Here is a 24,769-nt window from a genome sequence, read left to right on the forward strand (position 1 = left end):
GAGGAAGCGGTAATGGCTGAGAATCCGTGCAGCAGCGTCCTCGGTATTATGATTAGCGAACCGTCTCATGTCCCCTCCTCAAGCTCCGGTGGTCCGTATCCCCCTCCGGTGATGCCCGAGGATCTATTTTGCCGCCGTTTATCCCGGTTTGGGCAATCTATCGGCCTGTTCGTCTATTTATTCTGCGCTTCCCAAGTCACAGGCGGCTCGTCTCGATTGATCAAAGGCTTCATACTGAAGCACGGCCAGTGGCAGCAAGGAAGCTTCCCGCTTCCTGATGTGCTCTATGACCGTTCGCTTCCAAGGACGAATGCCCAATATAAGCTTGCAAGCTGCGCACTAGCGGAACTGAAACGCCTGAAGCCGTATATACTGCTGAATGGCGCACTTCCCGGGAAACTAGACGTTTATCGGGAGCTCGAACGCGATTCGCAGCTGTCGCCTTGGCTGCCTTCGACTTACAAGTACGAAGGAGCTGCCGTTCTGACTCAGCTGATGAAGCAATATCCCGAAGGTTTATTTCTCAAACCCTCTGCCGGCAACCATGGAAAAGGTGCCATTCGCCTGCTTCGGAGGGATGACGGCTGGCAAATTGACGGCCGTGATCGGAAGAACCGTCCACTTGCGGTGTTGCACGACAATTGGCAGGACGTATGCCGATGGGTTAATCGCTTCGTCGCTTCCACGACGTATATCATTCAGCCTTACCTGCCCCTCACCGGCAAAGACGGCCGCTCCTATGACGTTCGGGTCTTAATCCAGAAGGACGAAACGGGCAGCTGGTCGTTCACAGGTGCAGCTGTCCGGACCGGGCAACTGGGGAGCGTTACCGCCAACTTACATGGCGGCGGCTCCGCTGGAGACGCTCTCGAGGCATTGACAGAACAGTTCGACGGCGAAACCGCCGGACGTCTGCTCGGGCGAATTCGCTGGATCAGCGAACGGGCGGCGGCTGCGCTGGAGAATCATTTTGGCAGGCTCGCCGAACTTGGCATCGATTATGGCATAGAGCAAGGCGGCCGAATCTGGCTGCTTGAAGCCAATGCCAAACCCGGACGGAAGGCGCTGGAAGGCAACGAAAGCGCTGCGAGGCTGGCCATTGAACGACCGATCCGTTACGCTATGAAGCTTGCCGCACACAGACAGCCGGTTTATCAGTTTGGACGAAATCAAAGGAGATACATCCAGGAGGTTCATCCATGAGTTTGACATCTTGTCATGTACACTTCTCACCATCAAGCGATCGAATCGTTTACCTGTCGGGCTCACTCCTTAAATCACTGAAGCTCTCCGGCAAGAAAACCATTCAGCTTAAGCTTGGTCATGAAAGCATAACTGCTGCCGTAAAGTCGATCGATCGGCAAGGCCATCACCTCTACCTCTCCGCAGGCGTTCGTCAATCCATCCGGGTTCCGAAAGCCGGCAGCATCTCTTATGTCCAAGGCGAAGATAATGAGGTTCAACTCGGACCGCTTATCGGCGTGCTGACAGACGGAAGCCGCTCCGCCGATTCACCTTTTGGCGCACGGTCGGGGTATATCCGGCAGCTTCTCAAAACAGGAGAACGCAAAGCCTATTTCTTCGCCTTTACTCCGCGCGACGTGAATTGGAATCAAGGGACGATTAATGGGTACTTCCTAAACAGTACGGGAAGCTGGTACCGCAAAGTCGTTCCGCTCCCTGACGTCGTTTACAACCGCCTCCCAAGCCGCATCGCCGAGACAACAGCTACGATCATGTCGCTGCGGGAGAAGTTTATCCGTAAAGGGGTTCCGTTCTTCAACTGGAGCTTCTTCAATAAATCCGATGTTTATAAGCTGCTCGATAAGGATGTTGAAGCGCTGGAACATCTGCCGGAATCGGTCAATAACCCACGCGGTGACAAAATCAAAGAAATGCTGGAGAAACATCAATTTATTTATTATAAACCTTCTGCCGGCAGCCTCGGCATCGGGATTTATCGACTGACGTATCATCCCAAACGCGGATACTTTGCCAGATATCGCAGAGGGGATACGAATGTGCTGCTTCGCTTCACGAACTTCAGCAGTCTGATGCGCATGCTGGAGACAAGACACGGAAGCGGACTTGGTCGATATGTCAGCCAGCAAGGTGTGCGATTAATCGAAATTGACGGATGTCCGATCGACTTTCGTTTCCATATGCACAAGAATGGCAGCAACAAATGGGTGCCGGTGGGCATCGGCGCGAAGAAGGCCGGTCGCGGCAGCGTCACCACGCATATTAAGAACGGCGGGCAACTGCTAACGCCGGAACAAGCGCTCAGCCGGGCTTTCGGTGATCGCTCCGACGAAATCTTGACGAAAGCCAAGGATGTCTCGGTGAGGCTGTCGGAAGCGATTGAACGCAACTTCCCGCATACGCTGGGAGAACTCGGTCTTGATATCGGCATTGACAAGGACGGCGAGGTTTGGATGTTTGAAGCCAATGCCAAGCCGGGTCGGTCGATCTTCAGCCATCCTGCGCTGCGTGCGCAAGGACGTGATTCCGTAAGTCATATTCTGGATCATTGCATGTATTTAAGCAGGTTCACGGGGCAAGGAGGCGAAGCTTAATGGCACTCGTTATTCACGAGGATACGGCGGCGGTAGATGAAGCCGCCTCCATTCAGCGTAAGCAGCCGGTTCTCGCTATCTTGACGATCGAAGATGATATACAGCTATTTCGCGGCAATCGTGGAAATTTTGCAGACATCATTGCAATGGGAGCCGAATTCGGTTTTACGGTTTACGTCCTTACTGTCAAGCAGCTGAAGTTTCAGCGCAAGCTGCTTGACGGCTTCACCTTCAACACGGCAACAGAGAGCTGGGAGCTGCAGAAGTTCCCGCTGCCCGACCTCATCTATAACCGAATTCCACTCCGCGAGGATGAGCTGCAGCCCGAAGTGAAACGTAAAATTGCGGCATGTGTCAAACATCCCCGCATTCAGATCTTCAATCCTGCTTTCTTCAATAAATGGAGCCTGTTTAAATGGTTAAAGCAGTCGCGGACAACTCAGCCGTTCATTCCGGCAACACGCCGCCTGCTAACAATCAGCGGACTCGGAAAAATGATGCTGAAGCATAAATTTCTCTATCTCAAACCGGTCAGCGGCAAAGCCGGCAAAGGAATCATGACGATCCAGCTGCAGCAGGAAAAGCCGCTTCCCTATCGCTTGAAGATACAAGGGGATCGCGGAAGCACGACCTACAATTGCGGCACGATCGGGAAGCTTTGGACCCGCATTATCAAAGAAAGCAGCGGGGAACGTTACATTGCCCAGCAGGGCATTCAGCTCGCTGCCTTTAATGAGCGCTCCTTCGATCTTCGTGCACTCGTACAGAAGAATCGTCGCGGACAATGGGACATCTCCGGCGTCGGCGCACGTGTCGCCGGAACGTACAGCATTACGACACATGTTCCTCGCGGAGGCAGCATTGAAGATCCGGAGAAGCTGCTTGTCAGTGTATTTGGTCAAGATGAGGCACGTAAACTGCTAGTAAAGGCCCGCAACGCTGCGTTAATTATCGCTCGTCAAATCGAGCGCGGCTCCGGCCGCCGATTGGCCGAAATGTCGATGGATCTTGGCGTGGACCAGTTTGGAAGTATCTGGTTCTTCGAAGCCAACGCGAAGCCGATGAAATTCGACGAGCCGGATATTCGCAAACGTTCGCTTGAGCGCATCTTTCACTACAGCCAATATTTGCTCAAGCTGAAGGGTCTATAGCGAGGAGTGATTTGCCGTGCAGGTAAAGCTGCTATCACCGACCCAATGGGCATCTGCGAAGGAAAAGGTCACCCGCTTCATATACCGGAATGGCGACGATCGCATCACGAATGCAGCCTTGGTTGAAATGCGGGAGCTTCCCGCATCTCAACTGGCCAGCAGCCGCTCCGGCGAGGCACCTGCTGCAATTGCGCTGGCGATTTCAAGCAGCGGGAAGCTGGCTGCGTGCGCATTTGCTGCCGAAGGCGGCGAACGCGCATGCTTCGTCGTCGTTGCCCCGGAGTTCCGCGGCCAAGGCGCCGGGAGCGCACTGCTGAAAGCACTCAGTCAGCACATGGGCTCTCTCACCTGCTCAGTCGCCTCGGATAATCCCTCCAGCATGGCCATGTGTTTCCGTGCTGGTATGAAGGCTGTGAGCCTGCATACCGGTCCGACCGGCAAGCCGACACTGCGTTTTGAGAGTTAAGTTAAGTTAAGTTAAGTTAGGCCTATGCCTCACCGCTTTGTAAAACCTTAAGCTTAGGCAATGCTTCCGATGCTAGTTTTTGCGCTCACCGCAAAACCTTTTAGGAGGAGTCCTTATGGTTCAGCCGGTTCTCGGCATCCTGACGCTCTATTTGAATGACAATGGATGGCTCGAGGAGAAACCGATCTATCAACGCATGACGTTGGCCGGCAAGAAGCTCGGTCTTGAAGTATTTGTGTTCACACCGGCGGACGTCAACTATTCAGATCATCGAATTCACGCCCATATCTATGACACCGCATCGCAAAGCTGGACGCGCAGATGGCGTTCCTTCCCCCATATGATCTATGATCGCTGCCGCATTCAGCGCAGCCATCGCTTCGTCCAGTTAAGCCATTTTCGCAAAAAATACGGCCACTTGACCTTCTTAAACCGGGTGCTCCGCAACAAGTGGACGGTATATCGTACCATGCGCAAAGAAGATGACTTTGTCCCCCATCTCCCAATGACACGGCTATACGAAACTCCCAGCGATCTGACGGAAATGATCCGTAAGTATCCGCTCATCTATCTCAAGCCAATCAACGGAACCGGGGGCAGAGGTATTCTGCGCATCGAGAAGCAGCAAGGCGGCGAGTATTTAATCCAGGGAAGAGATCAAGATCGGCGTATCGTTCGTCCTCAGCGTACCTCACTCACCGGCATTCAAGGCCGGCTGGCTTCTTGGGATTTGAAAGGGAACCGGTATCTCGTGCAGCAAGGCATTCAGCTTAAACTACCGAATGGCCGTGTGCATGATTACCGGATGCTTGTGCAGAAGAACGGCAAAGGGGAATGGGAAGTGACCGGCTGCGCAGGACGAATCGGCGCTTCCGGCAGCATTACCTCCAACCTGCACGGGGGCGGTCAGGCGATCAAGATGCAGTCGCTGCTTAGCGACTGGATTAGGAACGAGGATACAGCTGCCGATATTCGGCTGAAGGCCGAGGATTTCGGCGTGAAAGTAGCCGCCTACCTCGAGGAATCCTACGGGCGCTTATGCGAGCTCGCGCTTGATCTGGCCATCGACCGGAGAGGACAGATCTGGCTGCTCGAAGTGAATCCGAAGCCGGCTCGCGAAGTATTCGCGCAGGCTGGGGAACGCGAGACATATAAGCAAGCCATCATCCGGCCGCTCGAATACGCCGTCTGGCTTTACGATCAGAAGAAGCGGCGCAAAGAGAAGCAGGAGAAGCAAGAAAAGAACGAAAAGCAGGAAAAACAAGTGCCTTCGCTGGATTAAGTCCCGCTTAGCCGCATCGTTGACCAACCAAAGAGAGGTACCCAGTACCTCTCTTTGCGTTACATCCTCGATATTCCACCAATGTGTGGTACCCAGTATCTCTCTTCGCGCTACATCCTCGCTTTTCCGCCAATGTGCGGTACCCAGTACCTCTCTTTGCGCTTCATCCTCGCTTTTCCGCCAATGTGTGGTACCCAGTACCTCTCTACGCGCTTCATCCTCGCTTTTCTGCCAATGTGTGGTACCAATGAATGTAGACAATGTGTACCTAGAGGGCAAGCATCGGAGCCAAAGTGGCGAAATCCGTGGATGTAGCGTGCCTAGAGGGCTACTTTGGAGCCAAAATGGCGAAATTCGTGGATGTAGCGTGCCTAGAGGTCTACTTTGAAGCCAAAATGGTGAAATCCGTGGATGTAGCGTGCCTAGAGGTCTACTTTGGAGTCAAAGTAGCGAAATCCGTTGATGAAGCGTGCCTAGAGGTCTACTTTGAAGCCAAAGTAGCGAAATCCTCCCCGCCAACGCCACATCCCCCGCTCACCTCACCCACCAACCAAACAAAAGGCTGTCTCAAAAGTCGCCTTGCGACTTTTGAGACAGCCCTTTAGTTCTACACTTGCGTCAATGCAAGCAGCTCGCGGAAATCAGAGATTAGCGCATCCGCTCCCTGCAGCTCTTCCTTGCGGCCATACACGGCATAGGCGCAGCCAATAACGCCTAGCCCATTGCTCTTGCCTGCTTCCACATCGGAGGAACGGTCACCGACCATCCAAGCGGATTTCACGCCGTGATCCTCCATGAGCCGGGCAACGAGATGGATCTTCGATGCTGTTCCATACTCACCTGCACTGTACAAACCATCAAACAACGGAGCGATCCCCTTGTAACGGGCAACCTCTTTCACATAGCGTTCCAACCCGTTGCTAGCCACAAACAATCTGAACCCTTGCTCCTTAAGTGACTGCAGCGTCTCCGCCACATGCGGATACAGCTCGCCTTCCCCGGCTTCCAAGCCGTCCAGCTCATACTGGAGCAGCAGCTCGTCAGCCCGTCTCTGAGCAGCCTCAGTTCCGTCCGGCATCACTTTGCGCCAGATATCCTCCAGCAGCATGCCAAGACAGCTCAGCAGCTTCTCTACCGGCGGAGTGGGCTTCATATACAACCCCTCTGCCCGCAGCGTTTCGAAGATACGTTCATGCACGTGGATGAGCAGCGTATCCGTTTCAAACAATGTACCATCCATATCAAATATAATGGCCTCTGGTCGCGCCAATGTAACGTTGGTCTGCAAGAAGAAATCCCCTTTTCGCATTATTGCCCTTTATCATACTGGAAAAGAAGACCGGCGCGCAACCTGCATTTACCATTTGCCGGGATCGATATCTTTCGGTCCAAGGCCATTCCATACATTCGAAATCGTCGCTTGCTCCGGATGCTCGAACACTAGGAATGCCGTAGGCAAATATCTGCCCTCGCTGCTCTTGGTAGACGGTTTGTTGATCACATGACCGTCGTTGACCAGCACAGTGGACGACCCACCGTCTAAATTGGCTGCAATGACCGCACCGCGCTCCAGCATAATTTGCTGCACATCGTACAGATTCGCGCCAATACTATGACCAGGCTGTCTGCCGTCGATGACCACGAAGAGAATAGCGCCATCCTCCCTCTGCCCCATCGCCGTCCTCGGGGCGATTCCCCAGCCGTCTGCTGCATTCTTAATAAGCCCCTTACCGTTCACAATAATGCGGGGCTGGAACGTCACCGCTTCCTGCACGCCCATTTGCTCCAGCTCAGAGAGCGAGTAGCGGCCCGCTACCATCTTGCCATCGCGATCAAGTCCAACGACTTGCGTTGATTTCGATTTGCCCAAATCATCATAGAACAGCTTCCCGCCGGACATCACGATGCCAATTGGCTGAAAGCCATTGCCCTGCCAATTCGGATCTGCAAAGCCGCCGCCATTAACGCCGGCTATAGCCCCGGTCCGCTCTACCATACTGCGCACACGCTCACCACGGCCTTGTTTTGCCGGAACGCCGATGCGGATTTTCGTCGGATCATTCACCGTCATAACATACCCGCTGTAACCTGTACCGGAAATCTCCTCGATCTCAACGAGCGGCTTCTCTTCCGGCTGTGTGCTGACCGGCACGACTGTATCGACCGGCTGCGGTTGCGACTGTGTATGTATTTCGTGTGTATCTCGTTCTTCTCCCATAGCATTAAATCGCTGCTGGTATTGCTGTACACGCACATCCAGCTCATGCTGTCCGATGATATATTTCGCCCAATGCCTGTGCTGCGTTGTAATGAGCGTATCCGCCATCAGATAGCGAAAGTTGCTGCCGGACGGTGTCAACAGCAGCCAACCGATTCCGGTAATGCCCAGCATCAGCAGGATCATCCCGCTGATGGTCATGATACGGATCATTCGGTTCCAACGTCTTCGGAAACCATGGTTGGTCGTCCCTTGGTGCTGTAGTGGAGTGTCAGTACGTTTCATAGCTGCCTCTCTCGGTGTCGGTACATTCGATTGTATGTCCATCCTCCGCCTCGCTTTTCCCAGACTTCAAACACATTGTAACTAGTAAACGCGAGGCGGAATATAAAAGTTTCAGTCGAATGAGGGTTTTGACAAAACTAGTTATATTTCGCCAAAAAATCCCTAAGAAAATTCAAAAAAAGCCGGCTCCTCAGGAGGGCCAGCTTCGTACTTGTACATAGATTGAACACGATACTAGAACACTTTCTTCGTGCTCTGATCGGCTTTTATCATCTCGACCGCTTCCTTAAAACGCATCGCATGGACGATTTCACGCTCACGCAGAAATTTGAGACCATCCTGCAAATCCACGTCGTCGGTCATATCGATAATCCATTGGTACGTCGCACGCGCCTTCTCCTCAGCTGCAATATCCTCATACAAATCGGCGAGTGGATCACCCTTCGTCGCAATATAGGCTGCCGTCCACGGCACACCTGAGGCGTTGTTATAGAACAGGCCGTTATCGTGATTCACATAATGCGGAGCGAGTCCCGCTTCTTCAAGCTGCTTTGGCGTCGCATCTTTGGTAAGCTTGTAGATCATGGTGGCGATCATTTCCAAATGGGCGAATTCCTCCGTACCAATATCCGTAAGCAGGCCAATCACCTTGTTAGGGATGGAGTACCGCTGATTTAAATACCGCAGTGCCGCTGACAGCTCTCCGTCGGCCCCACCGTACTGCTCGACCAAGTAGCCCGCCACCCTGGGATCACATTTGCTGACCCGAACGGGGTACTGGAGCTTCTTCTCATAAATCCACATGGAATCTCCTCCTCTCCTTCCTAAAGCTGCAAATCTGCGCCTAGACTTGCCAAGGCCATGGGCATTCGACCCATTGCCATGGATATTTGGAGTAACTGTGACCGAATTGCATGAGCGGCCCGTATTGCATCTCGAACTGCAGTGCACACTGCTGACGCTGCTGCGCCAACTGATTGAATTGCTGAAGCGCCTGCAGATCATTAGGATGCGTATCGAGGTAAAGGGTCAACTCAACTAAGGCAAAATCCAGCTGTTGCAGCTCAAGCAGCTTCTTATAATAGTTTTCGTCCAACTGCTTATTCATCCTGTTGCCCCCTCACCCTAGCTTTTCGCCTCATAAGGGCCGTATAATGCCGGCCAAAGCGTCCCCAATTTGAGTGCATCTGCCAGTGAAAATTGCGGTAAATTCATGGGCTGATAAGGAATGAATTCATTCGGCGGTACATAATAGGACTTCACATATTTAGGCGGGCAAGGATCGAACGGACCTACGAAGGGGTACCAATCTCGTGTCGGCTTCATCGCATTCACCTGCATTCTCCTCCTATTAAACGAATCTGACCGAAGCAGTAACCAAATTCCATTTCTAATCATATGACATTCGCCCAGTAAATGTTCCAGTTGATTTTGTTGATATCTGATTTTGATTTCCCGGGGAATAGTAGTTGCCGATATAACAAAAAAGACCGACGCCTTCAATCATCCATGATGATCGAAAGCGTCAGCCTCGGTCTCTGCTTCTTTATTCCTTCTCTTCTTGTTCCTGCAGCTCGGATTGTTCCGTTTGCTGCTTCACACGGTAGATAAACACGCGCAATACTCGCAGCCGTTCACTCTCCGCTACTTCAAAAGCGTAATCCTCAACTACGATCTTCTTGCCTTTATCCGGATTGCCTTCCAGCTGCGTGAAGAGCCAGCCGCCGATCGTATCGACGTCTTCGTCCTCAATATCCAAGTTAAACATATCGTTGATTTCTTCGATTAGCATCCTGCCGTCTACAGAGGTGACATCCCCTTTAACGACAATGTTAGGCTGCTGATTATCAAATTCGTCATGAATTTCGCCGACGATTTCCTCCAAAATGCTCTCCGTTGTAAGCATACCAGCAGTTCCGCCATATTCATCTACAACGATAGCGAGCTGCGAATGCTTGCGCTGCATCAGCTTCAAGACATGGCTGATTTCCATCGACTCCGGAACATTGAGTATAGGACGAAGATATTTCTGAATGGATTGCTCCTCATCCGGGTCAGAGGTGAGTAAATCCGTAATATGCACAAATCCGATGAGCTGATCCTTATCCTCTACACAAACGGGATAACGGGTATGTTTGGTGGTGTAAACGATCTTCATGTTCTCTTCATAAGAATGATCCGCATAGAGACAGTCCATATCGGTCCTAGGCAGCATGACTTCGCGAGCAAGTCTGTCACTGAATTCGAAAATATTATCGAACAGTCGCAGCTCATCCTTGTCGATGATGCCGCTCTTGGCGCTCTGATTCATCAGAATGCGAATTTCTTCCTCGGTATGTGCCGAATCATGTTCGCTGGCAGGCTGAACGCCAAACAAACGCAGTAAGCGATTGGCCGATCCGTTGAGCAGCCAAATGACTGGCAGAAACATTTTGTAGAAGAACAGCAGCGGCATCGAAAGCCATAAGGAAGTCGCTTCCGATTTCTGAATAGCCAGCGATTTAGGCGCAAGCTCTCCAAGTACGATGTGCAGGAAAGTAATGACGATAAATCCGATAATAATCGAAACCGTATGTACGAGCGTCTCATCCGTCAAACCGAATTTGAAAAACATGGGTTCAACGATGAGATCAGAAATCACCGGCTCTCCTACCCAACCAAGACCAAGAGAAGCTAATGTAATACCGAATTGCGTGGCTGATAAGTACGCATCGAGCTTTTTGTTTACGGTCAGCGCATATTTAGCCCTCTTATGTCCTTCATTGGCCAGCTGAGTTAACCTTGATGAACGAACCTTCACCAGGGAGAACTCCGCCGCTACGAAAAAACCGTTCAACAATACAAGAATAAGGACTACACTTAAGTTTAACAGAATTCGGCCTGCTTCAAATTCATGCAAAGGCTTCGTCCGCTCCTCTCATCGGCATATCGCCGCTCTATCTATATTATAGGATGGCTTGACGAGCACCAAAGTCGACATCCCGGTAATACATATCTTTCACGAGCAGGTTCGGTCCGCAGCAGGACGCAGCCGGGCAGTGACAATCAACGCTGCGTGCCAGCGGATGTGCAAGCCAGCGACCGAACAGATCGTCTAATCGATCTGATCCAATGTTGCCGAACGCCGGAACGTCAGAGAAATCGGTGACGAACACATCGCCGGTAAATAAGTTCACATTCAAGCGATTGCGGCCATCCGGATCGTTCCGGACCGTTACAAGCGGTGCTGCAGCCAATCTCGCCAGCAGCTCACGATCTTCCTTCTGCTCATTGCAGTGGTAGAACGGCAGCGTACCGAAGAGCATCCATACCGATGGGTCCCTGCTATCCAGCAAGGAAGTAATCGCATCCCGCATCTGTTGCTTCGAAATGACAGGCAGATCCGCCGCAAATGCGCTTGGGTACATCGGATGTACTTCGTGACGCTTACAGCCCATTTCCAGAATCAACTTGTGGATCTCTGGCATTTTATTATAAGTCCGGAAATTTATCATCGACTCTGCCGATACGAATAGTCCACCGTCACTGAGTCGTCTTGCATTATCAATCATGCGATCATACATACGCGCAGCCGTGTCCTTCGAAACAGGATGCCCGCTTTTGGCGAAGCCTATTTGGTGAAAATCATCGCTGCTCGTGTAATTGAATGAGATGTGCATTACATCCAGATAAGGCGCGATTGCTTCATACCTGCCATAGTCCAATGTAACATTGGAGTTAATTTGAGAGGATACGCCACGACTGCGAGCATATTTAAGCAGCGGAATCATGTAGTCTTTCACTGCCTGAGCGGAGAACGTCGGTTCACCACCTGTAATACTGATCGTCTTCAGATGTTCGACTTCGTCCAATCTGCGCAGCAGCGTATCAAGCGGCAGCTTCGCAGGCTCCGCCATCACTAAAGTATCACCAACAGCACAATGCTCGCAGCGCATGTTGCATAAATTGGAAAGTGTCATCTCTACACTTGTCAGCACATGTTGACCATGCTCGCGCAGGGAAAGAATAGGATCCCACGGATCGTTCGCGGGCGTGAATAACAGCTTTGAATCCGGTTGTACAAAAGGTATAGCATTCTGCATTTGTTTCAGCACCTTACTTTGTCATGATATACGCACGTTCTTCTTATAATAACTTTCTTTTATTGTAATGTCCGAAGTCGCTCGTTGCAAACACAATGGCGCAAAAAACGAAAAGGAGCCTGCTCGGCTCCCCGGACTACCGTATTGAATTGGGATGCTGCAGCAGTTACGCGCCTCAGCTTCAGTACGCCTCTGCAAAAGGCTGATCTTCATTTACGCCTACAATCATCGTCGTCAATTGCTTCGATAAGTCAACCTCGTAAGGGACCTTCAACTCTTCGCCTTGCTCATCGTTCAGTATACGCACGACAGGCCTGTGCGGGCAAGAAGCGTTGATATCTACGACGACGCCGCTCTCTCCGGAATGAAACTTCACCGTAATGCCGAGCGGGTAAATGGCGACTTTATCACGGAACAGCTGAAGCATCCGCTGCTCATATAACGTGCCCGTACCTGCATATAAGGATTCTACCGCTTCATGGGGCAGAAGCGGATTACGATAAATGCGGGTTGTCGTCATTGCATCATAGGAATCGACGAGTCCAATCCACTTCGCATACTCGTGAATCTCGTTGCCTTTAATGCCGCGCGGATAACCGCTCCCATCGAGCCGCTCATGATGCTGGTAGGCACAGTGAGCAGCGAGCAACGGAATATTCGGCTCATCCTTGAGCAGATAGTAACCTCGTTCCGCGTGCCGCTTCATTTCTTCGTATTCATCTCTCGACAGCGAACCCTGCTTCTTGAGAATGTTCATACTGATTTGCGTCTTGCCAATGTCATGCAGCATGGCGCCAAGGCCAAGCGTCATCAGCTCGTCCCGAGAATAACCGTTCGCAATACCCAGCAAAGTCGTATATACCGATACGTTCAGTGAATGTTGGAACAAATAATCATCCACAATGCCCATGTTCATGAGCATAATCATAGCATCCTTCTGATCCGTCAAATCATCGATAACCATCGTCATTATTTGTTTGAACGATTTCGCTATATATGGATAAGTAACGCCGCTCTTCCGATTGGGACGATCCATTAAATCTCGGAAATTCGTTCGAATCTCGCTTAGTGCCCTATGCCTTGTTTCTTCGCTTATTATATCGGGAATAATCAGATCAGCCGTTCGCGGATCTTGAATATAGACAAAATGCACGCCGCATTCATAAAGGCGAGTTATCAGTTTTGCCGTTAATTCGACATTCTCGGCGAGTAAGACCAGTCCATCCTCGGAGTATATCTTTTTAGCTAGTCTCATGCCCGGCCGGCACATCTGTGTGGGCAATAATCGCATCGTATCGACCCCTGCCTTGCATCTATTTTCCTAAATTTGTAGGCTAGGTAAGAAGAAATGCTATGCCGTACAGTGTCGGCGTTGTAAGTTTCTCCTCTGAGGATACCAGTCAAGCATAGATAGCAATCCAATACTTTCTAGTAGCAATAAAAGCCTCGTAATGTTACTGTAAGGGATTTCCGAAAAAAGAGCAATAACCGATTCGCCAAATATCGACATATTCGCGTTATTTTTATTAGCTCATCACAAACAGCCAAAACAATGCCGCCACTACAAAACGGTAAATAGCGAAATGCGTCAGTCTCACCTTCTGAATGAAGCGTAGGAACAAGACGATGACAAGCCACGCAACAACGAAGGATACGAGGAACCCTACAATAAAGAACATCAAATTGTCGCCTTCAATAAACTTGTAATTATCGAGCATTTCGTAGCCGGTAGCCGCCACCATGATCGGAATGGCCATCAGAAACGAGAAGTCCGCAGCTGCTTTATAACTTGTTCCTGTCAGCATACCGCCGGCGATCGTAGAACCCGAACGGGAGAAACCAGGCCAAAGCGACAAGCATTGCAGCAAGCCGATACCGAGAGCCTGTTTGTACGAAATATCGTCCATCGTTTCAGATACGACCTTGATCCGACGAGACTTCTGCAGCCGCTCAGCAGCGATCATGTAGATCCCGCCTACCACAAGTGAAATCAAGACCGGTGTCTGATTGAACCCTTCGCCTTTAATAATATCCTTGAGCAGGAATGCAAGCAGCATGGCAGGCACGATACCAAGCGCAACATGGATCAAATTCAATTTTCGTGCTTTGCGTCTTCCGGAAGAAAGCGTTCCGAGAGATTGTGATTTGCGCGACAAACCAAATAAATCGAGAATGCGATCCCAGTAAACAATAGCCATCGCTAATATAGCGCCAAGCTGAATGACGATTTCAAATGTAACAATCGCTTGATCGTCCGATGCAATCCCAAGCAGCTTATTCGTCAATATCATATGGCCCGACGATGAAACAGGCAGAAACTCGGTTAATCCTTCTACAATACCTAAAATAATCGCGTGAATAATGTCTCCCATTTGATCCTCCTAAGGCGTTCTGCTATTCAATTATTCTACAATCCAACGATGCCGATAACTCTCGGCGATCGCGTCTTTATCGAGCAGCTCTTGCTCCAGCACATCACGTAGAAACTCAGGCAAATAATAAGTAACGTCTGTGCCGTATTTGATTTTCTCATAACCGACACCAAAGGTAAACATATCGATCGTCCCAACAATGTAGACCCTGTCATCCTGTAAAAGGTGACCATTTACTACAATGGAGGAGATTCGGTTGTAGTTCGTCCGTTCCGGCGAATAGTGAATCTCGAGTCCGTCTACGGCAAGCGTGCCAAGGACAAGACCGCGGAAACCAAACCCGCGGATCGGTTTATCCACATATTCGCGTTGGAGTGCTTCTTCAAGCGACAAGCGGATTTCAGTGCCGGTCAGTTTCATTCGGCACGGATTGATCGGAGACGGGCAGAGGGCATGCAAATCGCCTGCCGTCACCTCTCCTTCGGCGAGGCCTCTGAGCAGCTGCCCCGTGTTGACGATGCCGATCTCGGCGTCGGCTTTGCGCCGCAGTCCTGCGGCAAGCAGATTGGCGAGCGATGTTTCATGCTCGCTGCTTGCAGGCATAGGTTCGTCCAGCACCGTGATAACCCGGCTTAGACGTTGGCTGCTATCCGCTTGAAATCCGCTGATGAGTGCGGTTGCTTGAGGTTGCTGCTCCCGCGGTTCCATCGAGACGACTTTCGCACGGATGATAGGCCGATTCGTTGCGGCCTCCATCCTAATCTCCACATGCCCCAGAAATTCTCCGAATTTACCTGCCGCACAGAGAGAAGTCTCCCCAATTACTTCAGGCTCTTCGAATAAATGATGCGTATGACCGCCCAGGATGAGGTCGATACCTGGAATTTCAACAGCCATCTTGCGATCCAGCGTGATGCCGACATGCGACATCACCACTAACACATCCACTTGCGATCGCAGTACGGCAACTTGCTCAGCCACGGCTTGCAACGGATCTGTAGCATTCCAGCCAAGAAGCTTATAGAAATCAGCAAAAGCTGCCGTCACGCCAATGAGGCCGATACGCAGTTTCCCTTTATGAATAATCGTGTTAGGAAGCAGCCAGGATGGACGTTTGCCATCCTCGAGCTGATAGAAATTGGCGCAGGTCGTCTTGAAGGCTGCTCGCGTTCCGTAAGCTTCCGTGAGCTGATCCGGTGTAAACGTCAGCCCTTCATTGTTACCAATCGTTACAACCTCATAACCGGCCGCATTCATCATATCGATGTTAGCCAGGCCGTCGCTTGCTTCCGTTTCTACACGCATGCGGTCCATGTGATCGCCGATATCCAGGGTGAGCACACGCTCAGCCCCGTATATACGCCGTGTCTCCTCGATGTATGCAGCCATTTTGGCTGCTTGCTCCAAACGACTGTGAATGTCATTGCTATGTAACAAAACGACATTTGGCGCATCCGCTGCCTTATCTTTCATGCTGGCCTCCCGGTTGCAAGGACTACTTCTTTAATCGCATCTCTTCTGCTGAGAAGGTTTGCTTGAAGCCGTAGGATACTTCCCCGCGTTTCTCTTCGTCATGGATGAACTTGCATACGACAACGCTTTTTACATTTAAGCATTCGCTTGAACCATGGGGCACATACAGTCGAATCGGTCCGCCTTTAGGCAGCGCCTCTCCATCGATGGCATACTGTACAGCAGCGTCCTTTAATTGCTCCCAAGGAATAAGCGCCTCGAACGTATCGACTGCCTCTATCTTTAGATGAGTAGGCAACGGCTCATCAGCAGCGATTCCTTGCCTGTCGCGCCATTCTTTGAACCATGCGCCGAAATCGAACGCTTCTCCGGCAACACCGGCGATTCGACTCGATAACGGAAAGCTGGCTCCTGCCAGTTTGGCCATATCATCAGCTGTCATTCGAACAGGCTCTTGTCCTGTGTATGCGATCGTAATTGAAGTATTCCCTGATTGAACGGTCATGCGAATCCCTCTCTTTTCACCGAAATAGGTTTAGCCGCCGATCTGTGACATCCGTCTTCCGGTAGGCTCATGGCTTTGCGCCTCATCGGAAAGCTTCGCCGCCATCTCATGATTAAGCGGTTTAATTGCCATTGCTTTGCTAAACAGCTCAAGCATCTTCTTCTCATCGCCAAGTGCAGGCTTCACATTCAATTCATCTACCCAGTACAAGCAAGGATGAATATGACCGTCTGCGGTCAAGCGAAGCCGATTGCACCTTGTGCAAAAATGGTCACTCACGGGATGGATCAGTCCGAAGGAGCCTTTGCCGCCTTCAATCCTGTAGTCATCGGAAGGCCCATTCCCCTGCACATCGTGAATCTGTTTAATATTCAGGCCATTCTCCTCCGCGATTTCAAGAACTCTCGTAAGAGGCAAATAATGATTTCTCCAATTGTCATCGGCATGTCCGATAGGCATGTATTCGATAAAACGCACATGCAGCGGTTGATCGTGAGCCATACGCAGAAAAGCAGCGATCTCATCCTCGTTGACGCCTTTAAGCAGCACGCAATTGAGTTTGATCGGGGCAAAACCGACTTGAGCCGCAACCTCTATGCCTTTCAAAACACGCTTCAAATCACCGCGCCTTGCAATAAATTGAAAACGTGCGGGATCGAGCGTATCCAAACTGATATTAACACGGTTTACGCCAGCCTCACGAAGCGCCTGCGCTTGATCGGCGAGGAGAACGCCATTCGTCGTCATTGAAATGTCTTTGATGCCCGGAATGGCGGCAAGCTGACGGACCAAACCTGCCAGGCCCGGTCGGACGAGCGGCTCTCCGCCGGTAATGCGCAGTTTGGAAATCCCCAAGCTTGCGCCGGCGCGCACGACCTCGGTAATTTGATCATAACTAAGCAGATTCTCCGCAGGTTCGAATTGTACACCTTCCTCAGGCATGCAGTACAGGCAACGTAAATTGCAACGATCCGTAACGGAAATTCGCAAATAATCATGAACGCGTCCAAATCGATCTGTTAATGCGGTCATTTTCCGCTCACCTCCTCGGTTCCCCAGTCTCTGCCTCTAGCATAACATTTTTGGACACATTATGGTATGCTATGGAGACCATTAACATTATGAATGCGAGAGGTTAAACACATGTCTGTAAAATGGAATATCCACCTTTTTGCTGGTCTTGCCGAGCGTTTCGGAGGAGCTGTCATCACGCTTGAACTGGATCAGACCAAGCTTACCGTGTATCAACTGAAGCAGGAGCTGATCACTCGCTACCCTGTCGATGCCTCCTTGATTTCGATATCTTTCATGGCCTGCAACCAGACTTATGCCTCAGATGAGCAGCTTCTGCAGGCAAGTGATGAGCTTGCCCTGCTCCCACCTGTATCAGGCGGGGAAGAAGCAGGACAAGCAGTAATCAAGACCGAAGCAGCTCCTGTCGACCTCTTTGTAGTGACGGAACAACCACTTTCGGTAGAAGCGATTACCGCAATGGTCATTGTGCCTAACAACGGGGCTGTCCTTACTTTCACCGGCACTACCCGGGAATGGACGCACGGCGCGCGTACTGTACGGCTGGAGTATGAAGCATACGTCCCTATGGCCGTTAAGACCCTGCAGCAAATCGGCGATGAAATCGAATCTCGCTGGCCCGGGGCCAAGGTTGCTATCGCCCATCGAATCGGTGTTGTTGAAATCGCCGAAATCAGTGTCGTCATCGCCGTCTCTGCTCCGCATCGCGGTGACTGTTATGAGTCAAGCCGTTACGCGATCGAACGTCTGAAACAAATCGTTCCGATATGGAAAAGAGAGATTTGGGAAGACGGTTCCGAGTGGAAAGGACATCAATTGGGTCCATGGAACCCCGTTTCGCCGCTATAAAAGGTTTTTTGTTGCTTTTTTCCATATTTTAGCGAGTCAAAATAGGGTATATAGTACTGTTTTTTTTACGCTCTCATTGTCAATTCTGCATTTTATTGCTACCATGGTCTTATCACTGTTTAGCCTAATTGATAAGTCATTCGAGGTGAATTATGCGGATCCATGTGACGGAGCTTAGAGATGGAGATAAATTAAGTAACGATACTTTCAACGGCTACGGCTTACATGTACTTTCTAAAGGTACGGAGCTATATGCCAGAGAAATTTCGAAGCTATTTCAACATCAAATTGAATATGTCGATATTATCTCAAGGAAACAAGAGGAATCGGCTCGAACGATAGAATCAGGAATCAACCCCAAATGGATACCTACAGTTCAACCCATCTACCAAGATGCTGTGAACGGGTACGAACAATTGTTTCTTGAAGCGATGCAGAACGGTAAAATTATCGAAGATGACGTCGTACATACGTTTCAGCCGCTTGTAGACAATTTCAGAATGGAACGCGATGTCGTCTCCATGCTGCTTCTGCTTAACACCAAAGATGATTACACGTATCAACATTCCGTTCAGGTGGGAATGCTTTCTTACTACTTATCCTCTTGGCTCGGCTATTCCGAGAAGGAAGCCGTTAAGATCGGACAAGCCGGATTCCTCCATGATATCGGCAAATGCCAGATCACGGACGGAATTCTTAATAAGCCCGGCAAACTCTCTGATGACGAGTTCGAATCGATTAAGAAACATACGATCTACGGGCATCAGATCATTAGCGAATCCTTCGGCGAATCACTTGCCGCAACAGTAGCCCTACAGCATCACGAGCGCATTGACGGTACCGGATATCCAAACCGTTTAAAGGGCGATGATCTCCATCCCGTCTCCAAAATCGTGGCAGTTGCTGATGTGTACAGCGCGATGATTTCCTCACGTGTGTATCAGAAGAAGCGTGATCTGCTCTTCGTTCTGAAGGAGCTGTATCGGATGAGCTTCACCGAGCTGGACGCCTTTACAACACATACCTTTATCAAACATATGATTCCTAATTTTATCGGCAAGCAAGTAGAGCTCGTATCCGGCGAAACAGGAACCATCATTATGACGCATCCCTCCGAATTTTTCCGCCCATTGGTTCGCATTGAAGATCGCTTCGTCGATCTTACCGTCACTCGCAATCTTGAAGTTAAACAAGTATTCATGTAATTCTCCTACCATCAACAAAAACTCCGAACCTCTTCAAGAGGGTTCGGAGTTTTTGTTTGGCGTGCAATTGTATCGTATCGAATCGGATTAACCGATCGAGCCTTCCATCTCAAACTTGATGAGACGGTTCATCTCGACCGCGTATTCCATCGGCAGCTCTTTCGTGAACGGCTCGATGAAGCCCATAACGATCATTTGTGTAGCTTCTGCTTCGGTAAGTCCGCGGCTCATAAGGTAGAACAGCTGATCCTCGGAAACTTTAGATACCGTCGCTTCATGCTCAAGCGTAATGTTGTCGTTCATGATTTCGTTGTACGGAATCGTATCCGATGTCGACTCGTTATCAAGAATAAGCGTATCGCATTTGATATTAGCCTTGGAGCCTTCGGAGTTACGGCCAAAGGAAGCCAAGCCGCGATACGTGACTTTACCGCCGTGTTTACTGATCGACTTGGAAACGATCGTCGAAGTCGTATCCGGTGCCAGGTGAGTCATTTTTGCGCCTGCATCTTGATGCTGGCCTTTACCTGCTACTGCGATCGAAAGTACCATGCCTTTAGCGCCACGGCCTTTCAGAACGACTGCAGGGTATTTCATTGTCAGCTTGGAGCCGATATTACCGTCAACCCATTCCATTGTTGCATTTTCTTCGGCAACGGCGCGTTTAGTAACAAGGTTGTAGATATTCGGAGCCCAGTTCTGAATCGTTGTATAACGGCAACGCGCATTCTTGAGAACAAGAATTTCTACTACTGCGCTATGCAGCGAGTTCGTGCTGTAGATCGGTGCTGTACAGCCTTCAACGTAGTGTACGAAGCTGTCTTCGTCCGCTACGATCAGCGTACGCTCGAATTGACCCATGTTCTCGGAGTTGATACGGAAGTATGCTTGAAGCGGAATTTCGCATTTCACGCCTTTTGGAACATAGATGAAGCTGCCGCCGGACCATACCGCACTGTTCAGTGCTGCAAATTTGTTATCTGCCGGAGGAATGATCGTACCGAAATATTGCTTGAAGATCTCAGGATATTCGCGAAGGGCGGTGTCTGTATCCGTGAAGATAACACCTTGCTTCTCCAGATCTTCTTGCATGCTGTGATATACAACCTCGGATTCGTACTGAGCGGATACGCCTGCAAGGAACTTCTGCTCCGCTTCTGGAATACCAAGCTTATCGAAGGTTTCTTTAATTTCCGTAGGAACTTCTTCCCACGTTTTGCCTTGCTTCTCGGAAGGACGAACATAGTACTGGATATCGTCGAAATCCAGATCATCCATGTTGCCGCCCCACTTAGGCATAGGCATTTTGTAAAACTGCTCCAGCGCCTTCAAACGGAACTCAAGCATCCATTCCGGCTCGTTCTTGATCTCCGAAATCGTACGAACGATCTCAGGAGTCAGCCCTTTACCGGATGAGAAAATCGCTTTATGTTCATCGCGAAAACCATATTTATAATCTTCTAAATCAGGCATTTCTTTAGCCATCGTAATAGCCTCCTACCATACGCGGTAACCGCGCTTTATTGTTTCTGATGTTCAATTCCTTTGCGCAGTGCATTCCATGAGAGTGTTGCGCATTTAATGCGAGCAGGGAATTTGCTGACGCCTGACAATGCTTCGATATCTTCCAGTTCTTCAAACTCAGCTTCTCCGCCTTTGATAAAGGTGGAGAATCGTTCCGCAAGTGCAAGTGCTTCTTCCGTTGTTCTGCCCGTCACAGCTTCGGTCATCATCGATGCCGAGGACATGCTGATCGAGCAGCCTTCTCCGGTAAACTTCGCTTGTTTCACAATGCCGTCTTCCACTTGAAGCTGTAAAGTGATGCGGTCGCCGCACGTTGGATTGTTCAGGTTAATCGTAAGCGAATCTTCGTCCAAGGTGCCGCGGTTACGCGGGTTTTTGTAATGATCCATAATGACACGGCGGTATAAATCATCCAATTCCATAACCGAAGAACTCCTTTGTCTGTTGGAGGCCGTCAACAAGCCTGTCAACGTCCTCTTCGGTATTGTATAAATAAAAGCTTGCTCTGGCTGTAGAAGAAACATTCAGATATCGCATCAACGGCTGGCAACAGTGGTGGCCTGCACGAACCGCAATCCCCTTCGTATCAAGCACAGTTGCTACGTCATGAGGATGGACATCATTTAAATTAAATGTGACTAGACCCGCACGATTATCGACAGGTCCGAATATCGATATGCCATCGATGGTACTAAGACGCTCGTACGCGTAAGCAGCAAGCTTATGCTCGTGCTTCTCGATTTCATCCAGACCGATTTCAGTCAGGAAATCAATCGCCGCGCCAAGTCCGACCGCACCGGCAATAATCGGTGTGCCGCCTTCAAACTTCCAAGGCAGCTCCTTCCACGTGGAATCATGCAGATCCACATGATCGATCATTTCTCCGCCGAATTCGATCGGCTCCATCTCTTCAAGCAGCGCCTTCTTGCCATAGAGTGCACCAATACCTGTCGGAGCACACATCTTATGACCGGAGAACGCGTAGAAGTCGCAATCCAAATCACGTACATCCACCTTCATATGAGGCGTGCTTTGCGCGCCGTCGACGACCATCTTAGCGCCATGACGATGAGCGATAGCAGTGATTTCTTTGATTGGATTAATGACGCCGAGTACGTTCGACACATACATGATCGAGACGATTTTGGTCCGATCCGTGATCGTTGCTTCTGCATTCTCGAGCGTGATGGATCCGTCTTTCTCAAGCGGAATATATTTGAGCGTCGCGCCGGTTGCTTTCGCTACCTGCTGCCAAGGAATCAGATTGGAGTGATGCTCCATTTGCGTAATGACAATTTCGTCGCCTTCGCCGCAAACTGCTCTGGCATAGCTCGATGCTACTAAATTCAATGCCGTAGTCGTTCCGCGGGTGAAAATAATTTCCTGCGTACTTGCCGCATTCAGAAACGCCGCAACCTTCTCGCGCGCGCCTTCGTATGCGTCTGTAGCCCGGGAGCCGAGTGTATGAACGCCGCGGTGTACGTTGGCGTTGTCCATCTCATAATACCGGCTTACAGCATCAATGACAGAACGCGGCTTCTGTGAAGTCGCCGCGCTGTCCAAATAAACGAGCGGATGGCCGTTTATTTGTTGATGAAGGATCGGAAATTGCTCTCTGATCGCTTGGATATTCATCCTTCCAGCTTCCTTTCCAGCAGACGCTGGAGCTGTTCTCTGACCGCATCAATCGGAATTTCCGAAACGACAGGGGCCAAGAAACCATGAATGATCAAACGCTCCGCATCTTTTTTCGAAATACCGCGGGACATCAAGTAGTACACCTGCTCCGGATTTACTTGTCCGACGCTAGCCGCATGTCCGGCTTTAACATCGTCTTCGTCAATCAGCAGAATCGGGTTCGCATCGCCGCGTGCTTTGGGGCTTAGCATCAGTACTTTCTCTTGCTGTACGCCGTTAGACTTTGTTGCGCCCTTCTCGATCTTCGTAATGCCGTTGATGATGGCTGTCGCTGAATCCTTCATCACGGCGCGAGTAACCATGTTACTCTCCGTATTGCGACCGAAATGCACCGCTCCGGTTGTTAGGCTCATCTGTTGCGAGTTTGTTCCAATGCTGATTACTTTAGCGTCGGAGTTCGAACCATTGCCTTTAAGCAGCGATTGCGTGTCCGAAAGCGTGTGGCCATCATGCAGATCGCCGATGACCCATTCGATATTGCCGTCGTTCTCAACAACAGCACGGCGAATCGTCAAGTCGATTACATTCGCGGACATATGATGAACCGTTGCGTATCGAACATGCGCACCGGGCTTCACGATGACTTCAATGATGGATTGCTTTGCAATAGCTTCAGCACTTTCACCGTATGCACTCACTACGTTATCTACATAGGTTACACGGCTATGGCTGTCAGCTACTACTAGGACACGAGGAGCAAAAGTCGCCCCTGCATCTTCACTGAAGAACAATGCCTGTAAAGGAAGCTCGACTTCAACATTCTTCGGAACGTATAGGAAAACGCCGCCGTTCCAAATGGCCGATTGAAGAGCCGTCAGCTTATTCTCATCCTGTGGTACAACGCTGTACAAATACTGTTGAACCAAGCTGCTATGTTCACGTGCCGCTGTTTCCAGATCTGTGAAAATAACGCCTTTAGCAGCAAGCTCTGCCGACAGCTGTTGAAGCACGCTTGTGCTGTTGCGCTGAACAACCAGACCCGCTTGTGCACCTGCGACCAATTCTCCAATGGAGCCCGGAAGCTCGCTTACGGAAGTGATGACAGCTTGCGATTTATGGTTACCGATTGCCGCTAGATTCCAACGGCTGATACGGACTTTTTCCGGAGTGGGCCATTCCAGCGTTTCCGCCAGTTCAACACCTTTAATTCTTGATTCCTCAAGCCATGCCGGCTCGCCTTTGCTCTGGGATAAAGCAGAAACTGTCTGGCGGTTAACCGGAGCCCCTAATTGTGTACTCATTTCTATTGCTCCTCCTCCGATTAAACCTGTCCGACGGTTTCGTCTACGATGCCAAGTTCTTCTTTAACCCAGTCATAGCCTTCGTTTTCCAGACGCTCTGCTAGCTCAGGACCACCGGATTTAACGATTCGGCCTTGCATCATAACGTGTACGAAGTCAGGCGTAATGTAGTTGAGAAGACGTTGGTAATGCGTGATGATCAAGAAACCGCGCTCTTCGGAACGCATAGCGTTCACGCCGTTAGCTACGATTTTGAGAGCATCGATATCAAGTCCGGAATCGATTTCGTCAAGAACGACGATTTTCGGATCCAGCATCATCATTTGCAAAATTTCGTTCCGCTTCTTCTCGCCGCCGGAGAAGCCTTCGTTCAGGTAACGGTGCATGAATTCCGGATTCATTTCAAGCTCTTTCATCTTGCCTTCCATTTGGCGGATGAATTTGATCAGAGAGATTTCTTTGCCTTCTTCACGGCGCGCGTTAATCGCACTGCGCAGGAAGTCGGAGTTCGTTACACCGCTGATCTCGCTTGGGTATTGCATGGCAAGGAACAGACCTGCGCGTGCGCGCTCATCTACGCCCATCTCCAGAAGGTCTTCACCGTTCAATTCGACCGCGCCTTCTGTCACTTCATATTTAGGATGACCCATGAGTGCCGAAGCCAGCGTACTTTTACCTGTACCGTTCGGACCCATGATGGCATGAACTTCTCCACCTTTTATTTCAAGGTTGATGCCTTTCAATATCTCTTTGCCTTCGATGGCTGCTTTAAGACCATCGATTTTGAATTGTGTTGCCATGGTAAACTGC

General features: G+C 50.3%; 24 protein-coding genes. 7 read left to right on the top strand and 17 right to left on the bottom strand.

Annotated features, from left to right (window positions below; all coding sequences use genetic code 11):
• Positions 1 to 12 precede the first annotated feature (12 nt).
• The 5 genes from AC0YN4_RS15175 (at position 13) to AC0YN4_RS15195 (ending at position 5,475) form a co-directional block, all read left to right on the top strand.
• Positions 13 to 1,203 carry a YheC/YheD family endospore coat-associated protein gene (locus tag AC0YN4_RS15175; RefSeq protein WP_475836132.1) on the top strand — a complete coding sequence of 397 codons (1,191 nt, stop codon included), beginning with the start codon at positions 13 to 15 and terminating at the stop codon, positions 1,201 to 1,203.
• Positions 1,200 to 2,576 (top strand): YheC/YheD family endospore coat-associated protein, encoded by a 1,377-nt coding sequence (locus tag AC0YN4_RS15180; RefSeq protein ID WP_475836133.1) that lies wholly within the window; start codon positions 1,200 to 1,202, stop codon positions 2,574 to 2,576. Before AC0YN4_RS15175 ends, AC0YN4_RS15180 begins: the two co-directional genes overlap by 4 nt.
• Entirely contained in the window at positions 2,576 to 3,727 is a 1,152-nt protein-coding gene (locus AC0YN4_RS15185; RefSeq protein ID WP_475781961.1) for a YheC/YheD family endospore coat-associated protein, read from the top strand. Before AC0YN4_RS15180 ends, AC0YN4_RS15185 begins: the two co-directional genes overlap by 1 nt.
• A gap of 16 nt (positions 3,728 to 3,743) precedes the next feature.
• Positions 3,744 to 4,193, top strand: a complete 450-nt coding sequence (locus AC0YN4_RS15190) for a GNAT family N-acetyltransferase (RefSeq protein WP_475781962.1) — start codon at positions 3,744 to 3,746, stop codon at positions 4,191 to 4,193.
• A gap of 115 nt (positions 4,194 to 4,308) precedes the next feature.
• A complete protein-coding gene (locus AC0YN4_RS15195) occupies positions 4,309 to 5,475 on the top strand; it encodes a YheC/YheD family endospore coat-associated protein (protein WP_475781963.1) in 1,167 nt (388 codons plus the stop codon).
• A gap of 607 nt (positions 5,476 to 6,082) precedes the next feature.
• Here the strand turns inward: AC0YN4_RS15195 and AC0YN4_RS15200 are convergent.
• The 12 genes from AC0YN4_RS15200 to moaA form a co-directional block, all read right to left on the bottom strand.
• Positions 6,083 to 6,784 carry an HAD family hydrolase gene (locus AC0YN4_RS15200; protein WP_475836134.1) on the bottom strand — a complete coding sequence of 234 codons (702 nt, stop codon included), beginning with the start codon at positions 6,782 to 6,784 and terminating at the stop codon, positions 6,083 to 6,085.
• Between the two features lie 48 nt (positions 6,785 to 6,832).
• Positions 6,833 to 7,894 (bottom strand): phosphodiester glycosidase family protein, encoded by a 1,062-nt coding sequence (locus AC0YN4_RS15205; RefSeq protein WP_475836472.1) that lies wholly within the window; start codon positions 7,892 to 7,894, stop codon positions 6,833 to 6,835.
• Between the two features lie 318 nt (positions 7,895 to 8,212).
• Positions 8,213 to 8,782, bottom strand: a complete 570-nt coding sequence (locus AC0YN4_RS15210; RefSeq protein WP_475781965.1) for a manganese catalase family protein — start codon at positions 8,780 to 8,782, stop codon at positions 8,213 to 8,215.
• A gap of 40 nt (positions 8,783 to 8,822) precedes the next feature.
• Entirely contained in the window at positions 8,823 to 9,086 is a 264-nt protein-coding gene (locus AC0YN4_RS15215; protein WP_090981814.1) for a spore coat protein CotJB, read from the bottom strand.
• 17 nt (positions 9,087 to 9,103) lie between these two features.
• Positions 9,104 to 9,304 (bottom strand): spore coat associated protein CotJA, encoded by a 201-nt coding sequence (locus AC0YN4_RS15220; RefSeq protein WP_475782456.1) that lies wholly within the window; start codon positions 9,302 to 9,304, stop codon positions 9,104 to 9,106.
• Between the two features lie 220 nt (positions 9,305 to 9,524).
• The gene (locus tag AC0YN4_RS15225; RefSeq protein ID WP_475781966.1) at positions 9,525 to 10,877 is read right to left on the bottom strand and encodes a hemolysin family protein; all 1,353 of its coding nucleotides are present in this window, start codon (positions 10,875 to 10,877) and stop codon (positions 9,525 to 9,527) included.
• 46 nt (positions 10,878 to 10,923) lie between these two features.
• Positions 10,924 to 12,060, bottom strand: a complete 1,137-nt coding sequence (gene yfkAB, locus AC0YN4_RS15230; RefSeq protein WP_475781967.1) for a radical SAM/CxCxxxxC motif protein YfkAB — start codon at positions 12,058 to 12,060, stop codon at positions 10,924 to 10,926.
• A gap of 181 nt (positions 12,061 to 12,241) precedes the next feature.
• Complete coding sequence (locus AC0YN4_RS15235) at positions 12,242 to 13,351, bottom strand: HD-GYP domain-containing protein (RefSeq protein WP_475781968.1); 1,110 nt, start codon at positions 13,349 to 13,351, stop codon at positions 12,242 to 12,244.
• A gap of 235 nt (positions 13,352 to 13,586) precedes the next feature.
• Complete coding sequence (locus tag AC0YN4_RS15240) at positions 13,587 to 14,432, bottom strand: undecaprenyl-diphosphate phosphatase (RefSeq protein ID WP_475781969.1); 846 nt, start codon at positions 14,430 to 14,432, stop codon at positions 13,587 to 13,589.
• Positions 14,433 to 14,462: 30 nt separating this feature from the next.
• Positions 14,463 to 15,905, bottom strand: a complete 1,443-nt coding sequence (locus AC0YN4_RS15245) for a bifunctional metallophosphatase/5'-nucleotidase (RefSeq protein ID WP_475836135.1) — start codon at positions 15,903 to 15,905, stop codon at positions 14,463 to 14,465.
• A 22-nt stretch (positions 15,906 to 15,927) separates the two neighbouring features.
• A complete protein-coding gene (locus tag AC0YN4_RS15250) occupies positions 15,928 to 16,410 on the bottom strand; it encodes a hypothetical protein (protein ID WP_475836136.1) in 483 nt (160 codons plus the stop codon).
• A 30-nt stretch (positions 16,411 to 16,440) separates the two neighbouring features.
• Positions 16,441 to 17,442 carry a GTP 3',8-cyclase MoaA gene (moaA, locus tag AC0YN4_RS15255; RefSeq protein ID WP_090981827.1) on the bottom strand — a complete coding sequence of 334 codons (1,002 nt, stop codon included), beginning with the start codon at positions 17,440 to 17,442 and terminating at the stop codon, positions 16,441 to 16,443.
• A gap of 111 nt (positions 17,443 to 17,553) precedes the next feature.
• Here moaA and AC0YN4_RS15260 point away from each other — a divergent pair, with 111 nt between their 5' ends.
• Positions 17,554 to 18,291, top strand: a complete 738-nt coding sequence (locus AC0YN4_RS15260; protein WP_475836137.1) for a molybdenum cofactor biosynthesis protein — start codon at positions 17,554 to 17,556, stop codon at positions 18,289 to 18,291.
• Between the two features lie 152 nt (positions 18,292 to 18,443).
• Complete coding sequence (locus AC0YN4_RS15265) at positions 18,444 to 19,496, top strand: HD-GYP domain-containing protein (protein WP_475781973.1); 1,053 nt, start codon at positions 18,444 to 18,446, stop codon at positions 19,494 to 19,496.
• An 87-nt stretch (positions 19,497 to 19,583) separates the two neighbouring features.
• Here the strand turns inward: AC0YN4_RS15265 and sufB are convergent, their stop codons facing one another.
• The 5 genes from sufB to sufC are packed head-to-tail and all read right to left on the bottom strand — an operon-like array spanning position 19,584 to position 24,759.
• Positions 19,584 to 20,981 carry a Fe-S cluster assembly protein SufB gene (sufB, locus tag AC0YN4_RS15270; RefSeq protein WP_475781974.1) on the bottom strand — a complete coding sequence of 466 codons (1,398 nt, stop codon included), beginning with the start codon at positions 20,979 to 20,981 and terminating at the stop codon, positions 19,584 to 19,586.
• A gap of 35 nt (positions 20,982 to 21,016) precedes the next feature.
• Positions 21,017 to 21,442, bottom strand: coding sequence for a Fe-S cluster assembly sulfur transfer protein SufU (gene sufU, locus AC0YN4_RS15275; protein ID WP_475781975.1), 426 nt, complete (start codon positions 21,440 to 21,442; stop codon positions 21,017 to 21,019).
• A complete protein-coding gene (locus AC0YN4_RS15280; protein ID WP_475781976.1) occupies positions 21,429 to 22,655 on the bottom strand; it encodes a cysteine desulfurase in 1,227 nt (408 codons plus the stop codon). Before AC0YN4_RS15280 ends, sufU begins: the two co-directional genes overlap by 14 nt.
• Positions 22,652 to 23,959, bottom strand: a complete 1,308-nt coding sequence (gene sufD, locus AC0YN4_RS15285; protein ID WP_475836138.1) for a Fe-S cluster assembly protein SufD — start codon at positions 23,957 to 23,959, stop codon at positions 22,652 to 22,654. The genes AC0YN4_RS15280 and sufD overlap by 4 nt, the downstream gene beginning before the upstream one ends.
• A 20-nt stretch (positions 23,960 to 23,979) precedes the next feature.
• Positions 23,980 to 24,759 (bottom strand): Fe-S cluster assembly ATPase SufC, encoded by a 780-nt coding sequence (gene sufC, locus AC0YN4_RS15290; protein WP_475781978.1) that lies wholly within the window; start codon positions 24,757 to 24,759, stop codon positions 23,980 to 23,982.
• Positions 24,760 to 24,769: the final 10 nt, after the last annotated feature.

This window comes from Paenibacillus sp. J22R3 (genome assembly GCF_056269305.1).

What these genes read in the sequence shown, in the direction of transcription:
- AC0YN4_RS15175 (WP_475836132.1), top strand. Translation starts at nt 13, where the DNA reads ATGGCTGAGAATCCGTGCAGCAGCGTCCTCGGTATTATGATTAGCGAA.
- AC0YN4_RS15180 (WP_475836133.1), top strand. Translation starts at nt 1,200, where the DNA reads ATGAGTTTGACATCTTGTCATGTACACTTCTCACCATCAAGCGATCGA.
- AC0YN4_RS15185 (WP_475781961.1), top strand. Translation starts at nt 2,576, where the DNA reads ATGGCACTCGTTATTCACGAGGATACGGCGGCGGTAGATGAAGCCGCC.
- AC0YN4_RS15195 (WP_475781963.1), top strand. Translation starts at nt 4,309, where the DNA reads ATGGTTCAGCCGGTTCTCGGCATCCTGACGCTCTATTTGAATGACAAT.
- AC0YN4_RS15200 (WP_475836134.1), bottom strand. Translation starts at nt 6,784, where the DNA reads ATGCGAAAAGGGGATTTCTTCTTGCAGACCAACGTTACATTGGCGCGA.
- AC0YN4_RS15205 (WP_475836472.1), bottom strand. Translation starts at nt 7,894, where the DNA reads ATGACCATCAGCGGGATGATCCTGCTGATGCTGGGCATTACCGGAATC.
- AC0YN4_RS15210 (WP_475781965.1), bottom strand. Translation starts at nt 8,782, where the DNA reads ATGTGGATTTATGAGAAGAAGCTCCAGTACCCCGTTCGGGTCAGCAAA.
- AC0YN4_RS15215 (WP_090981814.1), bottom strand. Translation starts at nt 9,086, where the DNA reads ATGAATAAGCAGTTGGACGAAAACTATTATAAGAAGCTGCTTGAGCTG.
- AC0YN4_RS15220 (WP_475782456.1), bottom strand. Translation starts at nt 9,304, where the DNA reads ATGAAGCCGACACGAGATTGGTACCCCTTCGTAGGTCCGTTCGATCCT.
- yfkAB (WP_475781967.1), bottom strand. Translation starts at nt 12,060, where the DNA reads ATGCAGAATGCTATACCTTTTGTACAACCGGATTCAAAGCTGTTATTC.
- AC0YN4_RS15235 (WP_475781968.1), bottom strand. Translation starts at nt 13,351, where the DNA reads ATGCGATTATTGCCCACACAGATGTGCCGGCCGGGCATGAGACTAGCT.
- AC0YN4_RS15240 (WP_475781969.1), bottom strand. Translation starts at nt 14,432, where the DNA reads ATGGGAGACATTATTCACGCGATTATTTTAGGTATTGTAGAAGGATTA.
- AC0YN4_RS15245 (WP_475836135.1), bottom strand. Translation starts at nt 15,905, where the DNA reads ATGAAAGATAAGGCAGCGGATGCGCCAAATGTCGTTTTGTTACATAGC.
- AC0YN4_RS15250 (WP_475836136.1), bottom strand. Translation starts at nt 16,410, where the DNA reads ATGACCGTTCAATCAGGGAATACTTCAATTACGATCGCATACACAGGA.
- moaA (WP_090981827.1), bottom strand. Translation starts at nt 17,442, where the DNA reads ATGACCGCATTAACAGATCGATTTGGACGCGTTCATGATTATTTGCGA.
- AC0YN4_RS15260 (WP_475836137.1), top strand. Translation starts at nt 17,554, where the DNA reads ATGTCTGTAAAATGGAATATCCACCTTTTTGCTGGTCTTGCCGAGCGT.
- AC0YN4_RS15265 (WP_475781973.1), top strand. Translation starts at nt 18,444, where the DNA reads ATGCGGATCCATGTGACGGAGCTTAGAGATGGAGATAAATTAAGTAAC.
- sufB (WP_475781974.1), bottom strand. Translation starts at nt 20,981, where the DNA reads ATGGCTAAAGAAATGCCTGATTTAGAAGATTATAAATATGGTTTTCGC.
- sufU (WP_475781975.1), bottom strand. Translation starts at nt 21,442, where the DNA reads ATGGAATTGGATGATTTATACCGCCGTGTCATTATGGATCATTACAAA.
- AC0YN4_RS15280 (WP_475781976.1), bottom strand. Translation starts at nt 22,655, where the DNA reads ATGAATATCCAAGCGATCAGAGAGCAATTTCCGATCCTTCATCAACAA.
- sufD (WP_475836138.1), bottom strand. Translation starts at nt 23,959, where the DNA reads ATGAGTACACAATTAGGGGCTCCGGTTAACCGCCAGACAGTTTCTGCT.
- sufC (WP_475781978.1), bottom strand. Translation starts at nt 24,759, where the DNA reads ATGGCAACACAATTCAAAATCGATGGTCTTAAAGCAGCCATCGAAGGC.